General features: G+C 40.1%; 24 protein-coding genes and 2 pseudogenes. 22 read left to right on the forward strand and 4 right to left on the reverse strand.

Features of this window, described 5'->3' with window-relative positions:
* Nucleotides 1-10: 10 nt before the first annotated feature.
* The 10 genes from BMY13_RS11195 (at nt 11) to BMY13_RS11240 (ending at nt 10,631) form a co-directional block, all read left to right on the forward strand.
* Nucleotides 11-985, forward strand: coding sequence for a Gfo/Idh/MocA family oxidoreductase (locus BMY13_RS11195; protein WP_092504625.1), 975 nt, complete (start codon nt 11-13; stop codon nt 983-985).
* 52 nt (nt 986-1,037) lie between these two features.
* Nucleotides 1,038-1,856, forward strand: coding sequence for an HpcH/HpaI aldolase family protein (locus BMY13_RS11200; RefSeq protein WP_092504627.1), 819 nt, complete (start codon nt 1,038-1,040; stop codon nt 1,854-1,856).
* Between the two features lie 56 nt (nt 1,857-1,912).
* Nucleotides 1,913-3,082, forward strand: a complete 1,170-nt coding sequence (gene nagA / locus BMY13_RS11205; protein ID WP_092504629.1) for an N-acetylglucosamine-6-phosphate deacetylase — start codon at nt 1,913-1,915, stop codon at nt 3,080-3,082.
* Between the two features lie 62 nt (nt 3,083-3,144).
* Nucleotides 3,145-3,930: an SDR family oxidoreductase gene (locus BMY13_RS11210; RefSeq protein WP_092504631.1), complete on the forward strand. Its 786-nt coding sequence runs from the start codon at nt 3,145-3,147 to the stop codon at nt 3,928-3,930.
* Nucleotides 3,931-3,994: 64 nt separating this feature from the next.
* Nucleotides 3,995-4,936: an aldo/keto reductase gene (locus tag BMY13_RS11215; RefSeq protein WP_092504634.1), complete on the forward strand. Its 942-nt coding sequence runs from the start codon at nt 3,995-3,997 to the stop codon at nt 4,934-4,936.
* A 120-nt stretch (nt 4,937-5,056) separates the two neighbouring features.
* On the forward strand, nt 5,057-5,845 hold the full coding sequence (locus BMY13_RS11220) for an SDR family NAD(P)-dependent oxidoreductase (RefSeq protein WP_245736086.1): 789 nt from the start codon (nt 5,057-5,059) through the stop codon (nt 5,843-5,845).
* Between the two features lie 87 nt (nt 5,846-5,932).
* On the forward strand, nt 5,933-7,030 hold the full coding sequence (locus tag BMY13_RS11225) for an alanine racemase (RefSeq protein ID WP_092504636.1): 1,098 nt from the start codon (nt 5,933-5,935) through the stop codon (nt 7,028-7,030).
* Between the two features lie 45 nt (nt 7,031-7,075).
* Nucleotides 7,076-7,996 carry a dihydrodipicolinate synthase family protein gene (locus BMY13_RS11230; protein ID WP_175476780.1) on the forward strand — a complete coding sequence of 307 codons (921 nt, stop codon included), beginning with the start codon at nt 7,076-7,078 and terminating at the stop codon, nt 7,994-7,996.
* A 583-nt stretch (nt 7,997-8,579) separates the two neighbouring features.
* Nucleotides 8,580-9,464: an SMP-30/gluconolactonase/LRE family protein gene (locus tag BMY13_RS11235; protein WP_092504640.1), complete on the forward strand. Its 885-nt coding sequence runs from the start codon at nt 8,580-8,582 to the stop codon at nt 9,462-9,464.
* A 156-nt stretch (nt 9,465-9,620) separates the two neighbouring features.
* Nucleotides 9,621-10,631: a succinylglutamate desuccinylase/aspartoacylase family protein gene (locus tag BMY13_RS11240; RefSeq protein ID WP_092504642.1), complete on the forward strand. Its 1,011-nt coding sequence runs from the start codon at nt 9,621-9,623 to the stop codon at nt 10,629-10,631.
* 274 nt (nt 10,632-10,905) lie between these two features.
* Here BMY13_RS11240 and BMY13_RS19750 read toward each other — a convergent pair whose 3' ends face one another.
* Both BMY13_RS19750 and BMY13_RS19755 read right to left on the reverse strand, forming a co-directional pair.
* On the reverse strand, nt 10,906-11,238 hold the full coding sequence (locus BMY13_RS19750) for a lyase family protein (protein ID WP_245736087.1): 333 nt from the start codon (nt 11,236-11,238) through the stop codon (nt 10,906-10,908).
* Nucleotides 11,239-11,468: 230 nt separating this feature from the next.
* Nucleotides 11,469-11,732: pseudogene (locus BMY13_RS19755) on the reverse strand (lyase family protein).
* A 104-nt stretch (nt 11,733-11,836) separates the two neighbouring features.
* Between BMY13_RS19755 and BMY13_RS19760 the strand changes: the two are divergent.
* From BMY13_RS19760 to BMY13_RS19995, 4 genes and pseudogenes are all read left to right on the forward strand, one after another.
* Nucleotides 11,837-12,397 (forward strand): annotated as a pseudogene (locus BMY13_RS19760) (transposase); the annotation flags it as partial.
* 260 nt (nt 12,398-12,657) lie between these two features.
* Nucleotides 12,658-12,882, forward strand: coding sequence for a hexameric tyrosine-coordinated heme protein (locus BMY13_RS11255; RefSeq protein ID WP_092504646.1), 225 nt, complete (start codon nt 12,658-12,660; stop codon nt 12,880-12,882).
* A 154-nt stretch (nt 12,883-13,036) separates the two neighbouring features.
* A complete protein-coding gene (locus BMY13_RS11260; protein WP_342728924.1) occupies nt 13,037-13,285 on the forward strand; it encodes a DUF805 domain-containing protein in 249 nt (82 codons plus the stop codon).
* Between the two features lie 10 nt (nt 13,286-13,295).
* Nucleotides 13,296-13,487, forward strand: a complete 192-nt coding sequence (locus BMY13_RS19995; RefSeq protein WP_342728926.1) for a DUF805 domain-containing protein — start codon at nt 13,296-13,298, stop codon at nt 13,485-13,487.
* Here the strand turns inward: BMY13_RS19995 and BMY13_RS11265 are convergent.
* Together BMY13_RS11265 and BMY13_RS11270 are read right to left on the reverse strand one after the other, a co-directional pair.
* Nucleotides 13,444-14,013, reverse strand: coding sequence for a LemA family protein (locus BMY13_RS11265; RefSeq protein WP_092504648.1), 570 nt, complete (start codon nt 14,011-14,013; stop codon nt 13,444-13,446). The genes BMY13_RS19995 and BMY13_RS11265 overlap by 44 nt on opposite strands.
* A gap of 15 nt (nt 14,014-14,028) precedes the next feature.
* Entirely contained in the window at nt 14,029-15,183 is a 1,155-nt protein-coding gene (locus tag BMY13_RS11270; RefSeq protein WP_092504650.1) for a DUF3137 domain-containing protein, read from the reverse strand.
* A 173-nt stretch (nt 15,184-15,356) separates the two neighbouring features.
* Here BMY13_RS11270 and BMY13_RS11275 point away from each other — a divergent pair, with 173 nt between their 5' ends.
* The 8 genes from BMY13_RS11275 to BMY13_RS11310 all read left to right on the forward strand — a co-directional run bounded on the left by BMY13_RS11275 (nt 15,357) and on the right by BMY13_RS11310 (nt 22,365).
* A complete protein-coding gene (locus tag BMY13_RS11275) occupies nt 15,357-15,776 on the forward strand; it encodes a pyridoxamine 5'-phosphate oxidase family protein (RefSeq protein WP_425445153.1) in 420 nt (139 codons plus the stop codon).
* 522 nt (nt 15,777-16,298) lie between these two features.
* Nucleotides 16,299-16,835: a TetR/AcrR family transcriptional regulator gene (locus BMY13_RS11280; RefSeq protein ID WP_092493730.1), complete on the forward strand. Its 537-nt coding sequence runs from the start codon at nt 16,299-16,301 to the stop codon at nt 16,833-16,835.
* 241 nt (nt 16,836-17,076) lie between these two features.
* Nucleotides 17,077-17,955, forward strand: coding sequence for a beta-keto acid cleavage family enzyme (locus tag BMY13_RS11285; protein WP_092493731.1), 879 nt, complete (start codon nt 17,077-17,079; stop codon nt 17,953-17,955).
* Between the two features lie 13 nt (nt 17,956-17,968).
* A complete protein-coding gene (locus BMY13_RS11290) occupies nt 17,969-18,943 on the forward strand; it encodes an L-carnitine dehydrogenase (protein ID WP_092493732.1) in 975 nt (324 codons plus the stop codon).
* Nucleotides 18,944-18,957: 14 nt separating this feature from the next.
* The gene (locus BMY13_RS11295) at nt 18,958-19,416 is read left to right on the forward strand and encodes a thioesterase family protein (protein WP_245736088.1); all 459 of its coding nucleotides are present in this window, start codon (nt 18,958-18,960) and stop codon (nt 19,414-19,416) included.
* 22 nt (nt 19,417-19,438) lie between these two features.
* On the forward strand, nt 19,439-20,638 hold the full coding sequence (locus tag BMY13_RS11300) for a quaternary amine ABC transporter ATP-binding protein (protein ID WP_092493734.1): 1,200 nt from the start codon (nt 19,439-19,441) through the stop codon (nt 20,636-20,638).
* Nucleotides 20,635-21,465, forward strand: a complete 831-nt coding sequence (locus tag BMY13_RS11305) for an ABC transporter permease (protein ID WP_092493735.1) — start codon at nt 20,635-20,637, stop codon at nt 21,463-21,465. The genes BMY13_RS11300 and BMY13_RS11305 overlap by 4 nt, the downstream gene beginning before the upstream one ends.
* An 18-nt stretch (nt 21,466-21,483) precedes the next feature.
* Nucleotides 21,484-22,365 carry a glycine betaine ABC transporter substrate-binding protein gene (locus BMY13_RS11310; protein ID WP_092493736.1) on the forward strand — a complete coding sequence of 294 codons (882 nt, stop codon included), beginning with the start codon at nt 21,484-21,486 and terminating at the stop codon, nt 22,363-22,365.
* Nucleotides 22,366-22,508: the final 143 nt, after the last annotated feature.

A 22,508-nucleotide genomic window follows, 5' to 3' on the forward strand; every position in this document is an offset into this window, starting at 1 on the left:
AGGTGTGAGAATGCATGGTGAAACAAACAAAGCACTAGTTCTAGAGGGGGATATTAGACTTGCTATGTTGGGCATGGTCGATGGCAACGGACACCCTTATTCGTGGAGCGCTATATTTAATGGTTACAATAAGGAGGAAATGAAGGCTTGTCCGTTTTCTGGCATCCCAGATTATCTTGAAAAGCAACCAGCTCATACGTTTGGTATTGATAGAGCCAAGGTAACACACATTTGGACGGATGACTCTAGAGATGCGGGAAAAGTCTCAAATGCTTCTTTTATTCCTCACATTGTGGATAAGGCGGAGGACGTCATTGGGGAGGTTGATGCCGTCATTGTAGCAACAGACAAGGGGTATGAGCATGTTGATCGATGCCGTCCTTTTGTGGAGGCAGGGCTACCAATTTTTGTTGATAAGCCACTGGTGGATAACGAACAGGATTTAAAGATCTTTTCCGAATGGGTATCCTCCGGATCCATGATTCTTTCTTCCAGTGGAATGCGCTATTGCAAGGAATTTATGCCCTACCGACATACCACGCACGAACTGGGAGAACTTCGCAGTGTTAGCATTACCACAGCCAAAACATGGGAGCGATATGGTATTCATGCTTTGGAGTCTATCTATCCCATTGTCGGTTCCGGATTTATTTCTGCGGTCAATACAGGATCTTATGAGCGCAATGTGGTGCACTTTAAGCATGAGTGTGGAGCTGATATCGTTGTGACAGCAACACAAGACATGTTCGGCGGATCGGGGCTCTTGCAACTTTGCGGAACAAAGGGACACGTGCAGACAAAATCAGAGGATTCTTACTTTGCTTTTAAATCACAACTGGAATCATTTATTTACTATCTCAGAACAGGTGAAAGACCTTTCCCATTTGCTGAAACAACTGAACTCATGAAGATGATTATTGCCGGTATTCGTAGTCGGGAACTGGGTGGAAAGGAAGTTCTTCTAGCAGATATTTCAGAATGTTAATTGAACGGAGTAATGATGTAGGTAGATAAAAAATGGCACAGGAGGCCAAAATATGTACGATCAAGTTCGTATGCGCCCTAGTCGAGTCATGAGCAAATTACGTAAAGGTCAGACTGCCACATGCATGAAAATTAATCTAGCTGATGCGAGGGTCATTGAAATTGCCGCGATGGCCGGCTTTGACTGTTTGTGGACAGATATGGAACATGTACCCAATGACCTATCTGCTATAGAAAAGCAGATATTGGCCGGAAAGGCCCATCAGATTGATGTCATTGTCCGTGTTCCGAGAGGAAGTTACAGTGATCACATTAAGCCTTTGGAAATGGACGCTGCAGGTATTATGGTACCTCACGTCCTGAGCCTAGCTGATGCGAAACAAATCATTAAGTATACGAAATTTCATCCCCTAGGCTTGCGGCCACTTGATGGAGGAAATGCTGATGGGGCTTATTGCAACATTAATCTTACCGACTATATGGAACAAGCTAACCGTGAACGTTTCAATATCTTACAGATTGAGGACCCGGTGCCAATTGATGAACTGGAGGAAATTATTTCCCTTCCTGGCCTAGATATGGTTTTTTTTGGACCCGGTGATTTCAGTCAGGCCATCGGTGCCCCAGGGCAATTCAATCATCCCCAAATCACAGAAATGCGCAAAAGGATTGCCCATATTGCTCAAGAAAAGGGGAAATTTGCCGGTACTGTTGGAGGCGTGCAAAATTTTGAGTCTCTGACCGAAATGGGATATCAATTTATTAGTGTAGGTGCTGATGTTTTTGGTTTGAGCCAGTATTGTAAAGACATCATCGACAATCTGTTAAAGGTGGGCATGCCTAAACATTGTAATATATATGAGGGAAAGTGATAAAAATGTAGCAATAGTTTTGATTTAATCTCCAACTTGACAAGGGAGGCTAAAATATGCAGGAAAAAACTATTATTTGCGGCTGTGTTGTCACGCCGTTCGGGCTGATTGAAAACGGTATGGTTGTTGTAGAAAAGGATCGAATCATTGCTGTCGGCAGACGGGATGATAAAAAAATACAGCAGGCTAAGAGTGTATATGACGAACGAAACCATTACATCATCCCCGGTTTTATCGATATTCACTGTCACGGAGGATTGGCAGGTATGTTCTACGAGGATCATATAGATAAATTTACATCTCACCATCTGCAACATGGAACCACAAGTATTCTGCCAACCTTCGTCTATAACCAGTCACATTTGGAGATAATGAATGCCTTGCCTGAGGTACTGAATGCGATGGAACAGAGATTTTCAACTGTTTTGGGTATTCATATGGAGGGACCTTATATTAACCCGAAATATGGAGCCATTACCGCCCCTATTCGACCTGTAAACCCTAAAGAATATGAAGAAATCCTGCAACTTGCTGGAGAGCAGATCAAGTTATGGACACTGTCACCTGAACTGAATGGGCAGACGGAATTTATGCAAAAAGCTTGTGAATATGGAATTGTGTTTTCTGTTGGCCATTCTGAGGCTACTCCGGACACAATATTTGAGGGGCATCGCCTTGGGTTGCGAGTGGGTTGTCACTTGACTAATGCTTCAAGTTCTACACCGAACAACTCTCGTTTTGACGGCACTTTGGAACTTGGCGTGCATGAAGCAGTGTTGCTACATGATGATATGTATGCCGAAGTAATTCCTGATCGTGGGGGGATCCATGTACGTCCGCTGATGCTTCGACTGATTGTCAAAACTAAGGGTGTAAATCGTGTGATTATCATTACGGATGCAACAGGATACGTTGATGAAGCAAATGGTCCGGATGTTTGTATATTGCAAGGGAATGAGCACACTCCAGGAGGAGAAGAGAAGGAAATCCTGGCCGGTAGTCTGCTAACTATGGATTCCGCTGTGCGTAACATGATGGAGCATACCGGAGTAGGGATTGTAGACGCTTGCAAGATGGCATCGCTTAATCCAGCCAGATTACTTGGTGTTGATCGCGACTTGGGGAGCATAGAAGTAGGTAAAAAAGCGAACCTTTTGATTATTAAGGATAAAGTTGATGTTCAATGGGTCATGTTGGAAGGACAAATTAAGCATAAAATTGAATAAATGCAAATGTTGCACTTTTTTAGAGGCATGAAAGATTACAAAGAGGAAAGGAGTAATGAAAAATGAACGTCCTTGATTCTTTTTCATTAAAGGGAAAAGTAGCCCTAGTGGTAGGCGGGACCGGATTGTACGGACGTCAAGTTACATCAGCACTGGCAGAAGCAGGAGCAAGCACTTATGTCACGACACGACATAAAGACCAACTGCAGGATGTGAAACAAGAATTTAAACAGGATGAAAGTGTAGATATTCATGCTTTGTACATGGACCAAACCAAGGAAGATACTACCATAAAAGTTAGAGATAATTTATTAAAAGAACATGGGAAAATCGATATCCTGGTTAATAATGCTGTTGCCCGGGTAATGGAAACCGGTTGGAATAGTGATACAGCTCAATTTTCCCAAAGTATGGAAATTAATGCGACGGGCATGTATTCTGTTACCAAAATTATCGGCAATGTCATGTATGAGCAAAAAAGCGGCTCGATTATACAGATGGGCTCCATGATGGGAATGATTGGCCCGGATGGCTGGCTATACGATGAAGGTTTGAAAGACAGTCCCCCAGATTATTTCTTTCACAAAGGGGGTATGGTGAACTTCACAAAATATGTTGCCAGTTACTATGGGCAATCGAATGTACGCTGTAACTGTATCAGTCCGGGTGGGATTGAATCTTACCGGACTCCACCTGAATTTGTGGAACGATACAATACACGTACGATGCTTAATCGCATGGCTAATGATACAGATATTAAAGGCATCATTGTCTTTTTGGCTTCTGATACCTCTGCTTATATTACAGGAGCAAATATTCCAGTAGATGGTGGTTATACAGCAAAATAATAGACCTTTATTGTGTAAGTAGTATTTACATGATTACATTTTCATTACTTGGGAGGAAAATCATATGCAACAGGAAACAGTCAGTGGACTGCACATTTCCCCTTTCACATTAGGTACTGTGCAATTGGGCATGGATTATGGCATTGCCAATAAACAAGGACGACCTGATCAAGATGCTTCGTTTTCTATTTTGAGAAATGCTTTAGAAGCAGGCGTGTGTTCCTTCGATACTGCACATGCTTACGGAGAGTCTGAACAGGTACTGGGGTCCTTCTTCACAGATAAGGACAAAGCTACCATCATTACAAAATCCAATCCTGAATACAGTATTCATACTTCTGAAGTGGAATTGGAAAAAAACATGTATTGTCAGGTGGAGACAAGCCTGACTCATTTGAAGATTAACAAGTTGCCTGCACTGCTGATACATAATCCCGACATATTGCTTCGACATGGAACAACGGTGACGGCTGTCTTAAAGAAAATGAGGAGTGAAGGTCTTGTTGACAAAGCAGGGGTCTCCTTCGGTGCCAATACGGATGAACAATTACAAGCCATCTGGGATTTCGTGAAGGATGAGTTGTACGAAGTGGTGCAGTTTCCGATTAACATTTTGGATCATCGTATGTTTCATAACGGAGGTTTTCAGAAGCTTAAGGAAGCAAAGAAGATTGTTTTTGCCCGAAGTATATTTTTGCAGGGAGTGCTATTTTTTAAAGCGGATGAATTACCGGCTCATCTTGTCGAGGCTTATGAACCACTACGTATTTTACAGGATATTTCCTTTAAAAGTGGATTATCGATTGCCCAACTGGCTGTATCGTTTATTCGTGATCTTGATGTTGTGCACAGTTTAGTGATTGGGGTGGAGAACCTTGAACAACTGATTTCTACATTGTCCTTAATGGAAGGTCCGGAGTTGCCGGAGCAGGTTCGTCAGGAATGTATGCAACGACTAGCACAAGTGCCAGAGAAAGTCGTCAACACTCTTTTTTGGAGCAAATAAATCCCTTTCACATAAGTTGTTCTAGAATTCGGTGAATAAACAGACGGGTAAATTTCCACGAACATAGAGTTATTTCAAAGTTATAAGGAATAAAATAAATGACATAGGAGAGGGAGATATATGCAGATGAAAGAAATGTTTTCATTGAGGGGGAAAACAGCTGTAGTCACAGGAGGTTCCGGTTATCTTGGTTCATGTATGGTTGAGGCAATGTTGGCACACGGAGCCAATGTTACCGTGGCAGATCCGGCAGAGATTCCTGAACGTCTGTTTCCTTATAAAGAGAAAGGGAAGCTCTATCATGTGCGCTGTGATGTATCCGATACTGAATCAATTTGCAACATGTTCGAGAGATCTGCAGACAACTTTGGTCAGTTAGACATTCTAGTCAACAATGCCAATTATGGAGCGGGTTACGGTGATACAGGCATTGACAAGATGAGTGATAAAGTATGGGACATTGGGATAGATGGGTCGGTTGGCACTGCTTTCCGCTGCACCCGCGAGAGTATCTCCTATTTACGTCAGAACGGAGGGGGCAGTATCGTGAATATCGCCTCCATGTATGGTATGGTATCTCCTAATCCAGGAATATACGGATCCAGCGAGGCGAACAATCCGCCCAATTACGGGGCGGGAAAAAGTGGTGTCATTCAATTGACCCGTTACTGTGCCGGTCATTTGGCCAAAGATAATATTCGAGCAAACAGCGTCTCGCCTGGCCCTTTTCCGAAGCCCAGTCAGGAATATGATCAAGATTTCCAGAACAATTTAGCCGATAAAACCATGCTGAAGCGTGTCGGTGAACAACATGAGGTAGCGGGAACAATAGTGTTTTTGGCCTCTTCAGCGTCTGGCTATGTGACGGGGGTAAATATAGCCGTGGATGGTGGCTGGACTGCATGGTAGGCGTGGGATAGAGTGGGAACGCCTACAGACTTGAACTGGTTACAATCACTATATGATCTAATAGATGAAAGGAGAGTGTAAACAAATATGAATATCAACGACTACGATTTTATTAGTGATACACCATTTTTGGCACTTGATCTGGATGTCATGGACAGGAACATTCACCGTATTGCACAATTAGCTAAAGAAGCCAATGTTAAGCTTAGACCTCATACGAAAACACATAAGAGCACAACAGTTGCCGAAAAACAATTGGAAGCTGGGGCAATTGGCATTACTGTAGCAAAGCTGGGTGAAGCTGAAGTTATGGGTGAAGCAGGGATTAACAATATCCTCATCGCTTTCCCAATAATGGGTAAGAAGAAACTGCAGCGCTTCAGTGAACTGCTCAAGCGCAATGAGTTAATGGTTGCTCTTGATGATATTGCAGTAGCAAAAGGAATCAATGAAATAGGGGAGGCGCATAAGAAGATAATCCCGATTTATGTTGATGTTGACTGTGGGTTGTTTCGAATGGGGAAAAGTCCTGAGGAAAGTGTACCATCCATTATCGAGATAGCTAACCTTCCTTTCATTGAAGTTCGTGGCTTAATGAGTCATACCGGTCATGCAGGCAAAGAAGATTCGGATGAAGGAATCAAAAGAGTGGCTATTGAAGAGGCTACGATTCTGCATGAAACAAAGCTCGCCTGTGAAAAGCTGGGGGTTAATATTCAGGAAATTAGTGTAGGGTCGACGTCTACTGCACGATTTATAAAGGATTTACCTTATGCAACAGAGGTGAGACCCGGCATGTACGTATATAACGATCGGGGAACGATGCTTAACGGTGGAGCAAAAAAGGAAGATTGTGCTGTCACTGTTTTTGCAACCGTCGTTTCGCATCCTAGTAAAGATCGCATCATCATTGATGCTGGTAGCAAGACATTGGCCCGTGAGCCAGTAGAAAAAGAAGGTTTTGGTTATGTTAAGGGTCATGAAGAACTAATTATTCAAGCGGTGAATGAAGAGCATGGAATCGTCGAGGTTCGAGGTCATACAGACCTAAAGGTTGGCGATGTGATTGAAATTATTCCTAATCATGTTTGCCCGGTTATAAACTTGGCAGATGAATTACATGGATTTAGACAAGGAAGGTTTGAAAGAATACTTCCCGTTAACGCACGTGGCAAAAACCGCTAGTCTTGCGTGCAAAATAGGTAGATTGTTATCCGTGGGGGGGTCAAAGTGATAAACAAGAGATATCCTAGAACCATTCTGGCTACAGCATGTATACCATGGGATGAATCCCATCAGTTTATGGAAGACATGTTCCGCAAGCACATCAAGGATTTGAAAGATAAAGGTATTCATCACATTTATCTGTTTGGAACAGCCGGGGAAGGTTATGCTGTTTCGGATGCCCAGTTTGATGAAATTGTCCACGTATTTGTGCAAGAAATGCAGGGTCCTGATTTGCATCCGATGGTTGGTTTAGTTAGTCTGTCCTTCGAGACGATGTCTGAACGTCTTAGGAAGGCTTATGCAGCAGGCATTCGAGATTTCCAATTTTCATTGCCAAGCTGGGGACCCTTAGCTGATCGAGAATTGGTTGATTTTGTCCATGCACTTTGTGATCCTTATCCGGATTGTCGTTTTCTGCATTATAATCTAATGCGTTCAAAACGACTGCTACAAGTGGATGAATATGTTCAGTTGGCCAATGATATCCCTAATTTTGCAGGGGCGAAATTCACAACTAAAGATACATTCATCGTGCACCAATTGATGGAGACAGATAGTCCACTTCAATTTTTTCTAGGAGAGCTAGGATTTGGTTATGCACACATGATCGGTGGTGAATGTGGTCTGCTTATATCAATAGGAAATAGTCACATTGCACGTGCGCAGAAATTCTATCAAGCAGCTTTAAACCGTGATCTGTCTAGTCTTGCTGGTTTTCAGACGGAGTTTTCTGGGTTATTAAAAGGTCTGTTTCAATCCATTCGTTCTGGTCATATGGACGGAGCCTATGACAAAGTTTTTTGTAAATTGATCGACTCACAATTTCCTTTGCGTTTACTCCCCCCCTATGAATCTAGCACGGAAGAACAATATGCTGCATACCAAACTTACTTGCAGCAACACTATCCTCAATGGCTGGAATAGCTACAAGAAATTCGTTGAGTTTTAGATTGAAATGACTAAATAAAAGAAGGAGATTGAAGAATATAAATCTGGATAAGCAAAATCCAATCATTGAGACTTAATCTTCCAAAGTCAACCTTAAGGGAATAGGAATACTGTTAATCAGACAACTAGAAAATTTGTTGTTCACTCCGGCGCTGTTCCATAGGTGAATTAGCTTCGGATCTTGTTGTAGATGAAGGATATCAATTAGCTAAATGAGTTATTCTGTTATTTGGCTCGCTTGGGAGACTACCTAGGTGACTTTTATCAAGTGGGTGCCGGGATTGAAGTACTCAGCCTTATTACTTATTACCAGTGAGTCGTATTTTTATCAGTCTCAAATGATGCATGTTAGGAAGTTACAATCCTTGGATGACTTAACCAGAAATTAGCAAGGGTATTTTTTGTTTTCTACTTAGAGTATAGACATAAGCTTCTAGAAATTCTATTTAGCAAAGTTATTAAAGGTGCAGAAATTAAATTAGATTGATAGATAGGTTGCTGATAATTTGTATCTATTAAAAATGAAACAAACATAAGTAATCATTGTGGAGGGAAAAAAATGCTGGAAACGATATGCGATGTGTCATCACGAATAGGTGAATGTCCAAACTGGGATGAACACGATGGAAAATTGTATTGGATTGACTTGCTTGATTCGCAACTGCACTCTTTTGCTATGAAAAACAACCGTACTCAAAGCATTAGACTGCCAGCAAAACCTGCCTCATTTACTTTTTGGAACAATACTGATTTGTTAATTACAATGGGGGGAGGGTTTTATCGACTTGGAAAACATGAGGATAAACCACAGTTATACATGAATACAGCATTACCTGACTATGGTAAAGAGCGTTTCAATGATGGGAAATGTGATGCATTTGGTCGTTTTTGGGTTGGTACTGCAGATAGAAACGGACATACAGGAAGTGGTTGGCTTTACTGTTTAGAACCTAGTGGTAGGTTTCGTAGAGTTCTCCCAAATATGTGCATGTCAAATGGAATTGCCTGGAGCCCTAGTCAAACAGAGATGTATCATATAGACTCACTACAAAAAGTGGTATATTCGTTCAAATATGCAATTGAAACAGGTACTCTCTCAGCAAGGCGTATCTTAATTGATTTTACGGCGCAAGATAGTTTGCCGGATGGATTGACGGTGGATGAGGAGGGGGCTTTATGGGTGGCACACTGGGGCGGTTATAAAGTTACACGACACGATCCGACAACAGGAGCACTTTTAGATCAGATAACACTACCTGTAGCAAATGTTACATCTTGTATGTTCGGGGGAGAGAACCTTAATGAATTATTTATCACCACAGCAGATGAAGGGTTATCAGCAGATCATTTGCTTCAGCAGCCAAAGGCAGGGTGTGTGTTTCGTGTAAAACCTGGAGTCCGTGGCATGCCCATGAATCGTTTTACTGGTATTCTTAATTTGTAAAAATACTGACAATAATACTCCACCTTCATTTGCAGCAAATAAAGTACAAATAACTCTTCACTATGTACGTGCAGTTCGAACTTATAAATTTCAACCAGAGCATGATCAGATTGTGCAGATATATAACTAAAATGATGTTGGAAAGGAGAATCACTAATGGTTAATAGCGACATGATTCATTATCAAAAGCTTCATGCTGACCATTTTGAACTTTCCCGTTCACTGCAACCGGGAAAATACAGTTATTTACTAACGTTTGATGAACAACAATCTGAAGAAGCTGTTATTCCTGTTAATATTATACAAGGAAAAGGTGACGGTCAACTTCTGCTGGTATTTGCGGGTGTTCATGGAGATGAATATGACGGCATTGAGACATTAATTAAGCTTTATAGGAAATTAAATCCAGAGGAAATAAATGGTACTTTAGTTATGATTCCCGTTGCCAATGTTAGTTCATATCGTCACATTTCTAGGGTGTCAAGGGTAGATGGAGAAAATCTGGCTAGAATGTTTCCAGGAAATCCTGAGGGATTATATACGGCACGTCTGGCCTGGTATTTGAAGGAAAAATTTATTCGTCATGCAGATTTTTTCCTCGATCTACATAGCGGAAGTGCTGAATTGTCAATGCCTCCATTTGTAGGATATTATGATTTTAATGATGAAACTGGTAGACGCTCCAAAGAAGCTGCAGAAATTTTCGGAATGGAAGTCATTTGGGGTCATCAGGATATTCCGTCTGGTCGAACGCTAAGTGTGGCAACAGAACTGGGCATACCTTGGCTTTATACAGAAGCATATGGTGGAAGGCGAGTAAGAGAGAAAGAGCAAAAAAAGTTTGAAGAAGGGGTATACCGTTTAATGAATCATCTAGGTATGGTCATTGAATTGGCTAATGCCCCCGAGTCGATGATTCGTTACCGTCTGTTAGGAAATGGAGACACAGATGATTCCGTAAAGATGGAACAAGAGGGTTTTTTTATTCCAAGTGTAAAATTATTGGATCATGTAAAAATAGAAGACGAAATTGGAACAATCTACGATTGGTTTGGTCACCAAATACAAACGTTGCATACAAAAAGTTCGGGTATCGTTGTCATGTTAAGGGAGACAAGATTTAAGAAAAAAAGTGATTCATTATATAAACTGGCCAACATTGAATAATCATTGAATTTATCTAGATGAGAAGTGATGTAAGCTGTGTTGGCAAGACAAGTAATTGATTGAGTGTTTAAAGACTCCAACATACCCCAATATTTGAATTGGGAATTACCTCTTCGAATCAAGTCAATGATTTAAATAACCTAGTGCCAATCACTTCCCAAAACATTTTGTAGCATACAAAACCGGGAAGTGACTGGCACCCTTTTGGTAAGCCTTACTATTATCCTTTTGGGTCAAGGGCTTTTATTATTTCTTCAGTCAGTAAACCTTTGTCTTAAAGAATTTCTTTCATTTGTGAGGCCATATCATACTCCATTATTGAGCTCAACCCAGTTACCAGCGCAAGGCTTTCTTCCATCCATTTTTTGCATTGTTTTTCATTAATACCACGAATATACCTTTCTTCAAGCGGTTGAATTGAATTTGAAAGTAAGTCAATGGAATGTATAAATGTATGGGCTATGATTGGCATCACCACATTTATTTCAGTTGCAATTGCTGTTTCATAGTCAATCACTTGGTAGCACACCAAATGTGTCATTTCCAAAATAGCTGGATTTACTTTTTCAGGCATAATCGTCGAACGTGGCTGTACAGAGGTAAGCATAATTTCTGATAATCCTGTACTTGACCCAGAGCTTAATAAACTCAAATCACTAGTAATTAATTAGGTGAACAGCCAGTTCTTTTAAGGCAAGCATACAACGTATCGGCTCACTTGTGTTCTGCATAAAAGCAAATATATTGGCAGGCTGACGAAATGGTAAGTTTGTTTGCTTGCAATCTTTTTGCATGACTTTCGGGATATATTCAGATTGTAAATTAATTTTTGTCCGCCTAACCAATTTGATATAATGTTTTTGTGTTTTCTTCCAGTTGCCTTCTCACAGAACCAATTGTTTCTGTAAAACTTGAAAACTCTTGCCCCAAACGAACTGGAACGGCATCGTGCAGATGTGTACGGCCAGACAAGCATAAACTGATCTGCTATTTGTTGAAAAGTATGTTCAAGTTTAGTGCTGGGAGCAAATACCGGTTGATCATTTCGACTGCTGCTATATTTAGTGCTGAAGGAAATGTGTAATTAGTTGATTGCGACATATTGACATGATCATTTGGGTGGATTTCGCTGTGGACCTCTCATTTTCTATTCGTTATTGATTGTTAGAATTGATTTTCTCTTCTAGCTTATATTGACGTAACATATATTCAAAACTATTGAGGAAGAAAACGGAGAAGTACCCGAAAATATCGATCAGAATATCCCAAAATATAAAGAAATAGAAGATCATAAAGAAGCCAAAACAGTCATGATATCGTATCTGGAAGATACGATCAGCCAGGTAGAAGAAACCATCAACGTGGAAAAGTATCCAAAAACAAAAGCAACGATTGACAATGCGAAGGACATTCTTAAGGACCCGAAATTCATGGCACAAAAAGGTGTTCACTCTTTAGTAGATCAGGAAGCTCGAGTCGGCCATAAGAGTAAAACCAAGCGCTTTTTGGCTATAAAACAGAATATATGATGACAACAGACGAGAGAATAATTACAGCAGTACACGTAGGAAATGGAAGTTATGTGGGTGGAACGGTAGTTTGATAAACTTTTGAAGAACACTCAAAAATGTGGTTTATTGATAGAAGAAGTCTACGGTGATAAAGCGTACTTTCGCAAACCATTTCTGGATAGAATAAAAGAGTTACAAGCAAAACCCTACATTCCTGTAAGTGAGATGGCTTATAAAATAAATGAGGATAGGTTTAGCTAAAAAAGTTATAAAAATTCAAAAAATGGAAGGCTTTTTCAAATGCCCTTTTACCAAATTATTGAAAAGAGTGCAGATTTTTGAGAAGCTGTACTCTTTTTCGTAGAAACCTATTTTAAAAGGGGCACTTTATAGTGGTCTCGGACAGGTTCATTGTCCCAGAGTGTTTTTCCGAACAAGATGAAGATAAGTTGTTTAAATTGATATTTTCTTCTAAATTATCTAATTTTTAAGAAAAGGACAAGGAGATGATATTTATGGCAGATTGGCTCACAAGTTTAAAAACAGATACACCTCAAGAAGGGTTCGAACTTGCGATTACACTCTCTAGAAAAGGCGTAGGATACACCCAGACTTCTCCAGATGTTCGTGAAAAATTAAGGGAAGACTACGCAGAAAGTGCAGATAGTTTAACAATGGCCTCACAAGTTATAGCAATACATTATCAAACAGTTGCTGCAGCAAATAACTATTGGAAATAAGAACATATCTAAGGACCGGGCGGCTTTTTGCTCGGTCCTTTCTGTTGCAGTCAAGAAATCCTATCATATTGGATACGTACTGTTCAAATTTTCAAATAATGGTAGTTATGTTATACTTGTTGGTTAAATAATTTCTTTAATTAGGGGGTACAGCATGAGCTCGTACATAAAAGTTCTAAAAAATTATGTGGTATTTGAAGGAAGAGCTAGGCGGCAAGAATATTGGATGTTCGGGCTTGTTAGTTTTATTATCGCGATCATATTAGGGATATTTGAAGGGGTGTTAGGAATAACAGGGGTGTTATCAGGACTTTATTCCCTATTTATCTTTCTGCCGGGATTGGCTGTTGCTGTTCGCAGACTCATGATACTGGGGGAAATCCGGTTTATGGGTTTTAATTAGTCTTATCCCAGTGGCAGGGGCAATAGTTTTATTAATCTTAATGTGTCTGGATAGTGAATTATATGATAATAAGTACGGGCCAAATCCGGACATTAGTATAGTCCGGCATGTCAGGTGTTTTCTGTTGAGTGGGACAAGGAACCTGTCCCTCATGTCCCTTATTCTTCAAACATTGCGCTTACATTGGGGTTTTCTTTTTTAGATTGGTCTGTTACTTCAAATGATGGTTTTTGGCTGAAATTAAAGATAGATGCGATGATGTTTCTTGGAAATGTTACGAGATAGGCATTGAAATCTGCTACTCTGGCATTAAAAGTTCTTCGTTGCGCCTGAATATTTTCTTCAATATTTGTAATCCGGTTTTGCAGGTGATTATATTGTGAGGTGAATTTAATATCGGGATACGCTTCCAATCTGCCTAACAGGGTGTTAACAGAACCGTCTAACCGTAGGGAGTCTGCTAGTTTATCTTCCACATTTTTATTTGAATTGCGATTTACCTGTGAACGTAAAGCGGTTACTTCTTCAAGCAATTCCTTCTCATTTTCTACAGCACTTTTCGTCGTTGAAATTAAATTTACAATTTCATCCGCCCGATTTTGTAAAAGTACATCCATATTGGAAAAGGATTGTTCCACTTTTACTGCGCCTTTTTTAACGTTATTGTATGTGATAATGATATAGAGAAGAAACAGTGCAATTACACCAATGATAATAAACATCGTCATGACTTTTCACCCCATTTACGCCTTATTCCATAGTTTTAAGTTCAAATCTAACTCTTCCACTAGCATTAATGCCTGGTTAATATCTTCAAAGTAATTATAAATCGATTCCTTATCAGCCTTCTTATCGATATTAAATTCGAAATGGTCCTGGAGTGTGTTTAACAAGAAGTACATTTTCCCATCCTTAAATGAAAAATAAGGAACAATCTTTTCGATAGTTTTAGCGACAATTTTTAGGTGCTGATTCGGTATACGTTCTTTTGACCTTTCTTTTGCTCCATCAGCCAAGGCCAACATTTTTTCCATGAAGCCTGGTGTTAAAATATAGCGTGCTTTGACTTCATCTGTTGTCTTAACTGCAAATCGCTCATTAAATTCCACGTTGTCAAGCTCGATTTCTTCAAGCTTAGGCTGCTTATGAAATATATCCAGTTTTTTAAAGTCGAAAAACAGATCTTTTCTTGGTGCTATGACAGTAGTTCCTTGAAAATCTTTATTAAAATCAACATCAAAGAATAACCCTTGAAAAATGACGGTTTCCTGTTGGTGTCCATCGGTATCTGACCATGTGTCTATAGCTGTCACTTCGGAAAAAGCGATATCTGTTTTGGGGCTATCATCCGGTTGTAATTCTTCCTCATTTCGTTCCAGACTGGAAGTAACCTGTTTAATATTTTCCGGCGTAGTATTTTGTGCTGATAATTCATGTTCCTTCTCGGTTTCAGTCTGATCCGGGTCATAGACACTTCCCCAAATTAAATCGTCCCCGAGATATTTATCTGGTTTCTTTGGGAAAACTCTCGTATCTAAAAATGTTTCTTTAGGTATATGTTTTTCTGGTGCGTATTGGAATTCAGGGTTAATAAATGTTACAACCTTCCGTACAATACTTTTCTTCATGACGCCTTCGAATGACTTGTATGTTTTGGACATCTTACTAAATCCAATAATAAGTACGACAAATGTTGCAATAAAAAAAGCAATGAAATAGTCTGAGAAAATCAGGCCAAGCAAGATAGGGATTAATGCAGCTACTGTAGTTATTTTCGCTTGTTTATTACGTCTCTTTTTTAAATTTTTTCGGTTTGCTTCTAACTCCTCAATCTCACCCTTTATTTCCTCTTCATAAAATTGATCGAACTCTTCTCTCGTTTTCGAAATCTTTTTCACGGTACATTCCCCTCATTTATAGGTGACATTTCTATAACTACATCATACCGAGGGAAAATAAAAACGTATACTATACTCTGGTATACAATTTTAGCCAACAGAGCAAAATGAAGAGTGTGTTATTTTTCCATTTAAGTTAACCATGCAGATAATTTGAAAAGGAGTGAATTACATTGAGTGATGCTATTAAAGCAAACGTTGAAAAAATACTTCAGGATAGTCATGTTGGGCCGATGGCTACGGTACAACATGATAAACCGCATTCCAGGTATATGACTTTTTTTCATGAAAACCTGAAGCTTTATACAGCAACAAGTAAAGAAACACATAAAACCGAAGAGGTTGAAAAGAACCCTTTCACACATATCTTACTCGGATATGAGGGGGAAGGGTTTGGCGATGAATATGTAGAGTATGAAGGAAAAGTTACCATCAGCAATTCCGAAGAGCTGAAAAAACAACTGTGGATTGAAGATATGAAGCATTATTTTGATGGACCAGAGGACCCGAATTTCATTGTACTTGAGATCGAGCCAATCCAAATTCGATTAATGAATAAAAAAGGCGAAGCGCCGAAAGTGCTGGAATTATAAAAAGAAAGCAAAAACGCAAGCTCTTTCACTGTGAAAGAGCTTGCGTTTTTTTAATAATATGGACGAAATGGAGGAGCAGAAATGAGTCATGCCACCGATCAAGCTGTCCATACTGCTTATTATGCAGTATCGACACTTACTGGAAGGAATGAATAATTTTTAATTAGCACATTCGAAGCCAACATCCATTTGGCGGATCCTCATTCCGTTATTCCTTACAAAAACCCTGTTTGGAGCATGGATTAGGATCCTCGTTCCGTTATTTGCCTTTTTAAGCCCTATTTTCCATTGAATTTGTACAATTAACGGAACGAGGATCCGCCTCATCCCTTCTAGAGCAGCTTTTCACCCTTTTAACGGAACGAGGATCCACTTGTATTTCGTGTTGGAACAATTTCACCGAGTGGGTTCTGTCTAAGAGCATAACAGCTATTTTTTTCCAATTGTGGGATTGCAATGAAACCGTCTGGATAGTATAGTAAAAGATGTAAGTAGTTCAATTAATGAAAAAAGGTGAATGGAATGGGTCGAAATTCGAGAAAAATGGAAATCCTAAATGCTGCCTCAAGGGTTGTCAGTGAGCACGGCATCTTTGATTTAACGCTGGAGGCTGCAGCTAAAGAGGCAGGTATAAGTAAGGGTGGCTTGCTTTATCATTTTCCCTCAAAAGAAGCATTGGTTAAGGGGATGGTTGATCACCTTACGAATAATTATCGGCAGAAAATAGCTGATAATGTCACTGCTGATCCAAATGATAATGGGAAATGGACACGTTCCTATGTTGATGTCACATTTAATCAGACATATCAGAATAAAGATATGAACTCAGGATTATTAGCTGCCAAAGCTGTTAATGAAAAATTGCTGGATCCAATTCGTGATTTGTATTCTGAGTGGCAGGAAGAAATAGAAAACGATGGGATCGACCCAACCAAAGCAACCATTATTCGATTGGCAACGGATGGAATATGGCTGGCAGAACTTTTTGATATATATCATATTGGCGAAGAGAAAAAAGAGATCGTATATAAAAGATTAATTGAATGGGCGAATGAATGATTTACTGAAAAGCAATTAGCCCTATTTTATTCTTAATTTTAAAGAACCTAAAACCCTAATTATGTCAGGGGATTTAGGTTTTTTTTGCGTTCTCTCGCAAAAATTATTCGACAAATTTTTCTGATTATCTGGTTGCACACAAACCGTCCAGATGGTATAGTATCACTTGTGATTATAAACCGTCCGGATGGTACAGTATTAAATGGATAACTAAACCGTTTTACATGAAAGGAGAACTATTATGAATAAAAAAGTCATGTTAACTGCAGCTGTAACTGGTGCTGGTGATACAACGAGTAAAAGCAGTCATGTACCAGTAACACCTAAAGAAATTGCTGAAGCGGCTATTGAATCTGCTAAAGCTGGGGCAACCGTAGCCCACATTCATGCCCGTGATCCCGAAACTGGTGGTATAAGTCATCAGGTTGATCATTATCGCGAAATTGTTGATCGAATTCGCGAATCTGAAACAGATGTAATCATTAATATCACCTCAGGTGGTGGCGGTGACTTCATTCCAAGCTTAGACACGCCAGCTGCTGGTGGTGACGGTACAGACATTCAAACACCTGAACAACGTCACAAACCGGTAGGAGAATTGCTTCCGGAAATGTGCACACTCGACTGTGGCACTACTAATTTTGGCAACATGATTTATATGAGTCCCACTGATTGGCTAAGAGAGCAGGCGAAACTTGTCCAGCAAAGTGGTGTGAAGCCTGAGCTGGAATGCTTTGATACAGGGCATCTTCGTTTTGCTAATCAATTAGTCAAGGAAGGACTTATTGATGGTGATCCAATGCTTCAATTCTGCTTAGGTATCCCCTGGGGAGCGGCTGCAGATGTAGAGACAATTCAATATTTGAAAAGTCGTCTGCCGGAAAATGCTCATTGGTCAGCATTTGGAATTGGACGCATGCAGCTTCCGATAGCAGAAGAGACAGCAAACCTTGGCGGTAATGTCCGTGTCGGTCTTGAGGATAATCTTTATCTTGAAAAAGGTGTTTTTGCACGTAACGATCAACTTGTTGAAAAAGCAGCAAACATGCTGCAGGCAAATAATATTGAAATTTTGAAACCAGAGGAAGCACGCCTTCAATATGGTTTAAGAACCCCTTGAGGAGGAAATGACGATGCATGAAAACGAACAACAAATAGAAAAATTAGCTGTCATAGGAACAGGGGTAATCGGTAACGGATGGATCACCCGATTTTTAGCTAAAGGGTATGATGTAGTTGCTTTTGACCCGGCAGAAGGAGCAGAAGAACGCACGCACCAAAGTATTAAACGAGCGTGGGAATCGATGGAGAAAATTGGTCTGGCTGATGGTGCATCACCTGATCGCTTAACATTCGTTCCTACCGTAGAAGAAGCAGTCCAGGATGCTTATCTGATTCAGGAAAACGTTCCAGAACGAGAAGATTTGAAAAAAAGCGTACTGGAATCAATCGATCAGTTTGCAAAACCAGATGCGATTATCGGATCTAGTACATCCGGTATAAAACCAAGTACATTACAGAAAAATTTAAAGCATCCTGAGCGTTTACTAGTTGCACATCCCTTTAATCCAGTACACATATTGCCGCTTGTTGAACTTGTTGGAGGAGAATCAACAGAACAAACGATAATTAATCAGGCTGTTAAATTCTATGAATCTATTCATATGAAGCCATTAGTTGTACAGAAAGAGATTGAAGGACATGTGGCAGACCGTTTAATGGAGGCACTGTGGCGCGAAGCCTTGCATATAGTTAACGATGGCATTGCAACAACTGAAGAAGTTGATGCTGCGATAGTTTACGGTGCTGGCTTAAGATGGGCACAAATGGGACCGTTCCTGACATTCCATTTGGCAGGCGGCGAGCAGGGAATGCGTCATATGCTGGAACAATTCGGCCCGGCATTAAAACTTCCATGGACGAAATTGGAAGCACCTGAATTAACCGATGAATTGAAAGAAAAAGTAGTTGAAGGCTGCGAAACACATGCCGGCGATAAGTCTGTTGCGGAGCTGGAAGATAAACGTGATGAATTCTTGGTGAAGCTCCTTGATCTTGTTGAAGAATATTGGCCGGAGTCGAAAGGTATCGCTACGAGTGAAAAATAGAGAGGAGCATGATCATGTTTAGTTACCAGGATTATGTCCGCACTGATTGGGTTGACTATAATGGCCACATGAATGACTCTGCCTACGCGAAAGTATTTAGCATAGCCGTTGACCGGTTCATGGATTTTATAGGATTGGATGAAGATGGTCGAAGTAACCTGTCTTATACCATTTTCACGTTAGAAACACATCTTTGCTATCTTCAGGAAGCGCATCAGGATGAACAAATAAATGTGTCCGTACAAATATTGGATACTGACAGCAAAAGAGCCCATGTGTTTTTTGAAATGAAAAACGATAATGGTACTTTACTTGCAACAAGTGAACAGATGCTAATGGGAATGGATACGCAGCAGGTAAGACCAGCACCATTTCCAGGGCAGGTTGCGACTGAAATCAAGAAAATATGGGACGAGCATAAACAATTAGAAACACCTAAACAAGTTGGAAGACGTATTGGTATAAAGAAATAAGCATAGAAGGAGGAGAATTTATATGAATAAAATAGAGGTCAATAATCTAACAAAAATATTTGGTTCTCATCCTCAACAAGGGCTAAAACACTTAAAAAATGGCAAGAAAAAAGGTGAAATTTTAGAAGAAACAGGCATGACGGTTGGTGTGAATCGGGCTTCCTTCTCCGTGAAGCCTGGAGAAATATTTGTCATTATGGGTCTTTCCGGAAGTGGGAAGTCCACCTTAATCAGATTAGTTAATAGATTAATAGAATCTACAAAAGGCGAAGTATTGATTGATGGTGAGGATGTCACCAAAATGGACAAGAAACAGCTGATGGAAACAAGGCGCAAAAAGCTAGGAATGGTATTTCAACGGTTTGGTTTGCTTCCACATCGTTCAGTACTTCATAACGTGGCCTATGGCTTGGAAATTCAAGGTGTCAGCAAAGAAGAGCGTAATGAGAAAGCTATGAAAACCATCGAGGATGTTGGGCTTACAGGTTATGAGAACAGTAAGCCAAGTGAACTGAGCGGAGGAATGCAGCAGCGTGTCGGGCTTGCCCGAGCACTTACCAACGATACTGATATTCTACTGATGGATGAGGCGTTCAGTGCGTTAGATCCAATCATCCGTACAGAGATGCAGGATGAACTGTTGAAAATGCAGAGCAAGTTAGGGAAAACTGTTTTATTTATTACGCACGATTTGGATGAGGCATTGAAACTTGGTGAACGCATTGCAATTATGAAGGATGGCGAAATAGTTCAGATTGGTACTGCCGAAGAAATTCTAGAAAGTCCGGCAAACGACTATGTTTCAAAATTTGTTAAAGATGTTGACCGTTCCAAGGTATTGGAGGCATCACATGTCATGCGGAAACCAGAAGTGTTGCTGTCATATAAAGATGGCCCACGTATGGCAGTCAGAAAAATGGAAGACGTTGGAGCATCCAGTATTTTCGTTGTTGACAAAGAAAAGAAATTCAAGGGACTATTGACGATTGATGATGCGATAAAAGCATATAAAGAGGATATATCTATGGAGCAGTTTCTGATAAGTGATGTTCATACAACTTCTCCGGATACACCGCTTGATGATCTGCTTGGTGTTGCAGCAGATGCAAAATATCCGATTGTGGTACTGGAAGATAACCATTTGCTAGGCATTATTTCCAGAGTATCGATTCTTTCCGGATTAGTGCTTGGTAAAGAAAAAGATGAGGAGGTTACAACATGAATTACTTTAACTTCCCATTAGAGCAATGGACAAATTCATTCGTAAATGACTGGCTATTACCTGAGTTAAGTGGTTTTTTTAACCAAATCAGTATGATCTTGAGATCATTCGTGGAAGGTGTTACAAATCTTCTGGTTGCAATCCCTCCGGAGGCTATTACAATTGTCATCTTTTTACTTGCCTGGAAACTATCTGGCAAAGGTTTAGCACTGTTCACACTAATTGGCGGACTGTATTTGGGTTCTGTTGGGCTGTGGCCTGAATCTCTGCAGACACTGGCAATTGTAATTGTTTCCACTATCATATCTGTCATTCTCGGAGTCCCACTCGGTATACTCAGTGCAACAAATAAAGTTGTAGATCAAATTACGCGGCCCATTTTAGACTTCATGCAGACACTGCCGATATTTGTTTACTTGATTCCGGCTATTCTGTTATTTGGACTTGGTGGTGTTCCGGCTGTGATCGCGACTTTCGTATTTGCTACACCGCCAGCAGTTAGGTTTACAAGTTTAGGAATTAAGCAAGTACCTGAAGAAGTCGTCGAGGCATCCAGGGCGTTTGGATCAACACGTAAACAATTATTATTGAAAGTACAGCTACCTTTGGCAGTACCAACTATAATGGCTGGGATAAACCAGACTATTATGCTGGCATTATCAATGGCAGTTGTTGCGTCAATGATTGGAGCGCCAGGATTAGGGGCTCAAGTATTAAAAGGTATATCAACGGTTAATGTTGGTCTGGGCTTAACGGCAGGATTAGCAATCGTTGTACTAGCAATTATTTTAGACCGATTAACACAAAGCATCGGCAACAAACTATAAATTAGAGGAGAGGTTATTATGAATAAAATTCTACTAAGTTCACTTGCAACGCTTTTACTATTAATGGTTGTAGGCTGTTCATCAGAATCAAGTGACGGGGCAAGTGCAGACAGTAAAAAATCCGATGAAAAACAAACAATCACACTAGGTGTTACACCATGGACAAGCACTGTTCCTCCAACAAAGGTAGCTCGCATTTTATTAGAAGATATGGGCTATAAAGTTGAGGAAACACAAGCAGATGCAGGTAGTGTATATGTTGGTCTTTCACGAGGCGATATTGACGTGTTTATGGATGCTTGGCTGCCTGTACATCAAATTTATTTAGATAAATATTCAGATGATATTACAGATACCGCAGTAAGCTATCCTGAAGCAGCTGCCGGCCTAGTAGTTCCAACTTATATGGAAGATGTCAACAAAATTAGTGACATAAAAGGAATGGAAGACGGTTTTAATAATAAATTATTTGGCATTGAAGAAGGAGCAAGTGTAACCCAGGTTATTGATGAAGCTATTAAAGGATACGGGCTTGACATGACACAAATTAATTCTTCTGAAGGTGGAATGATGGCCCAGGCAATGCGTAAAATGCAAAACGAAGAACCGGTTGTATTTTACGGGTGGCGCCCACACACGATGTTCAACAAGTTTGATCTTAAGATACTTGAAGATGGAGAAGGATTTTTTGAGAAGTCATCTGTACATGTTATTACCAACAATAAGTTGAAGGAAAATGCGCCAGATGCACATGAGTTTTTAAGCAATTGGAGCATTCCAATTGACGATGTTGAAAACATGATCGTTAAGATTGAAGAAGAAGGCATGGATCCAAAGAAAGTAGCACAAAACTGGATTGATAATAACCAAGACAAAGTGGATAAAATGCTGGGTAAATAAACCAGATGTATGCCTTGTGCTGATTCAAGTTATGGTCAGCACGGGCATTATTTTTAGCAGTTAAGAAAGTATAACTACTTTCTTACTGCATAAGTGCAACTATGGCATTCACCAAAAGGCTTGCACTCCAGAGTATAAGGGGT

Source organism: Virgibacillus subterraneus (assembly GCF_900110695.1).
Lineage (GTDB): Bacteria > Bacillota > Bacilli > Bacillales > Amphibacillaceae > Lentibacillus > Lentibacillus subterraneus.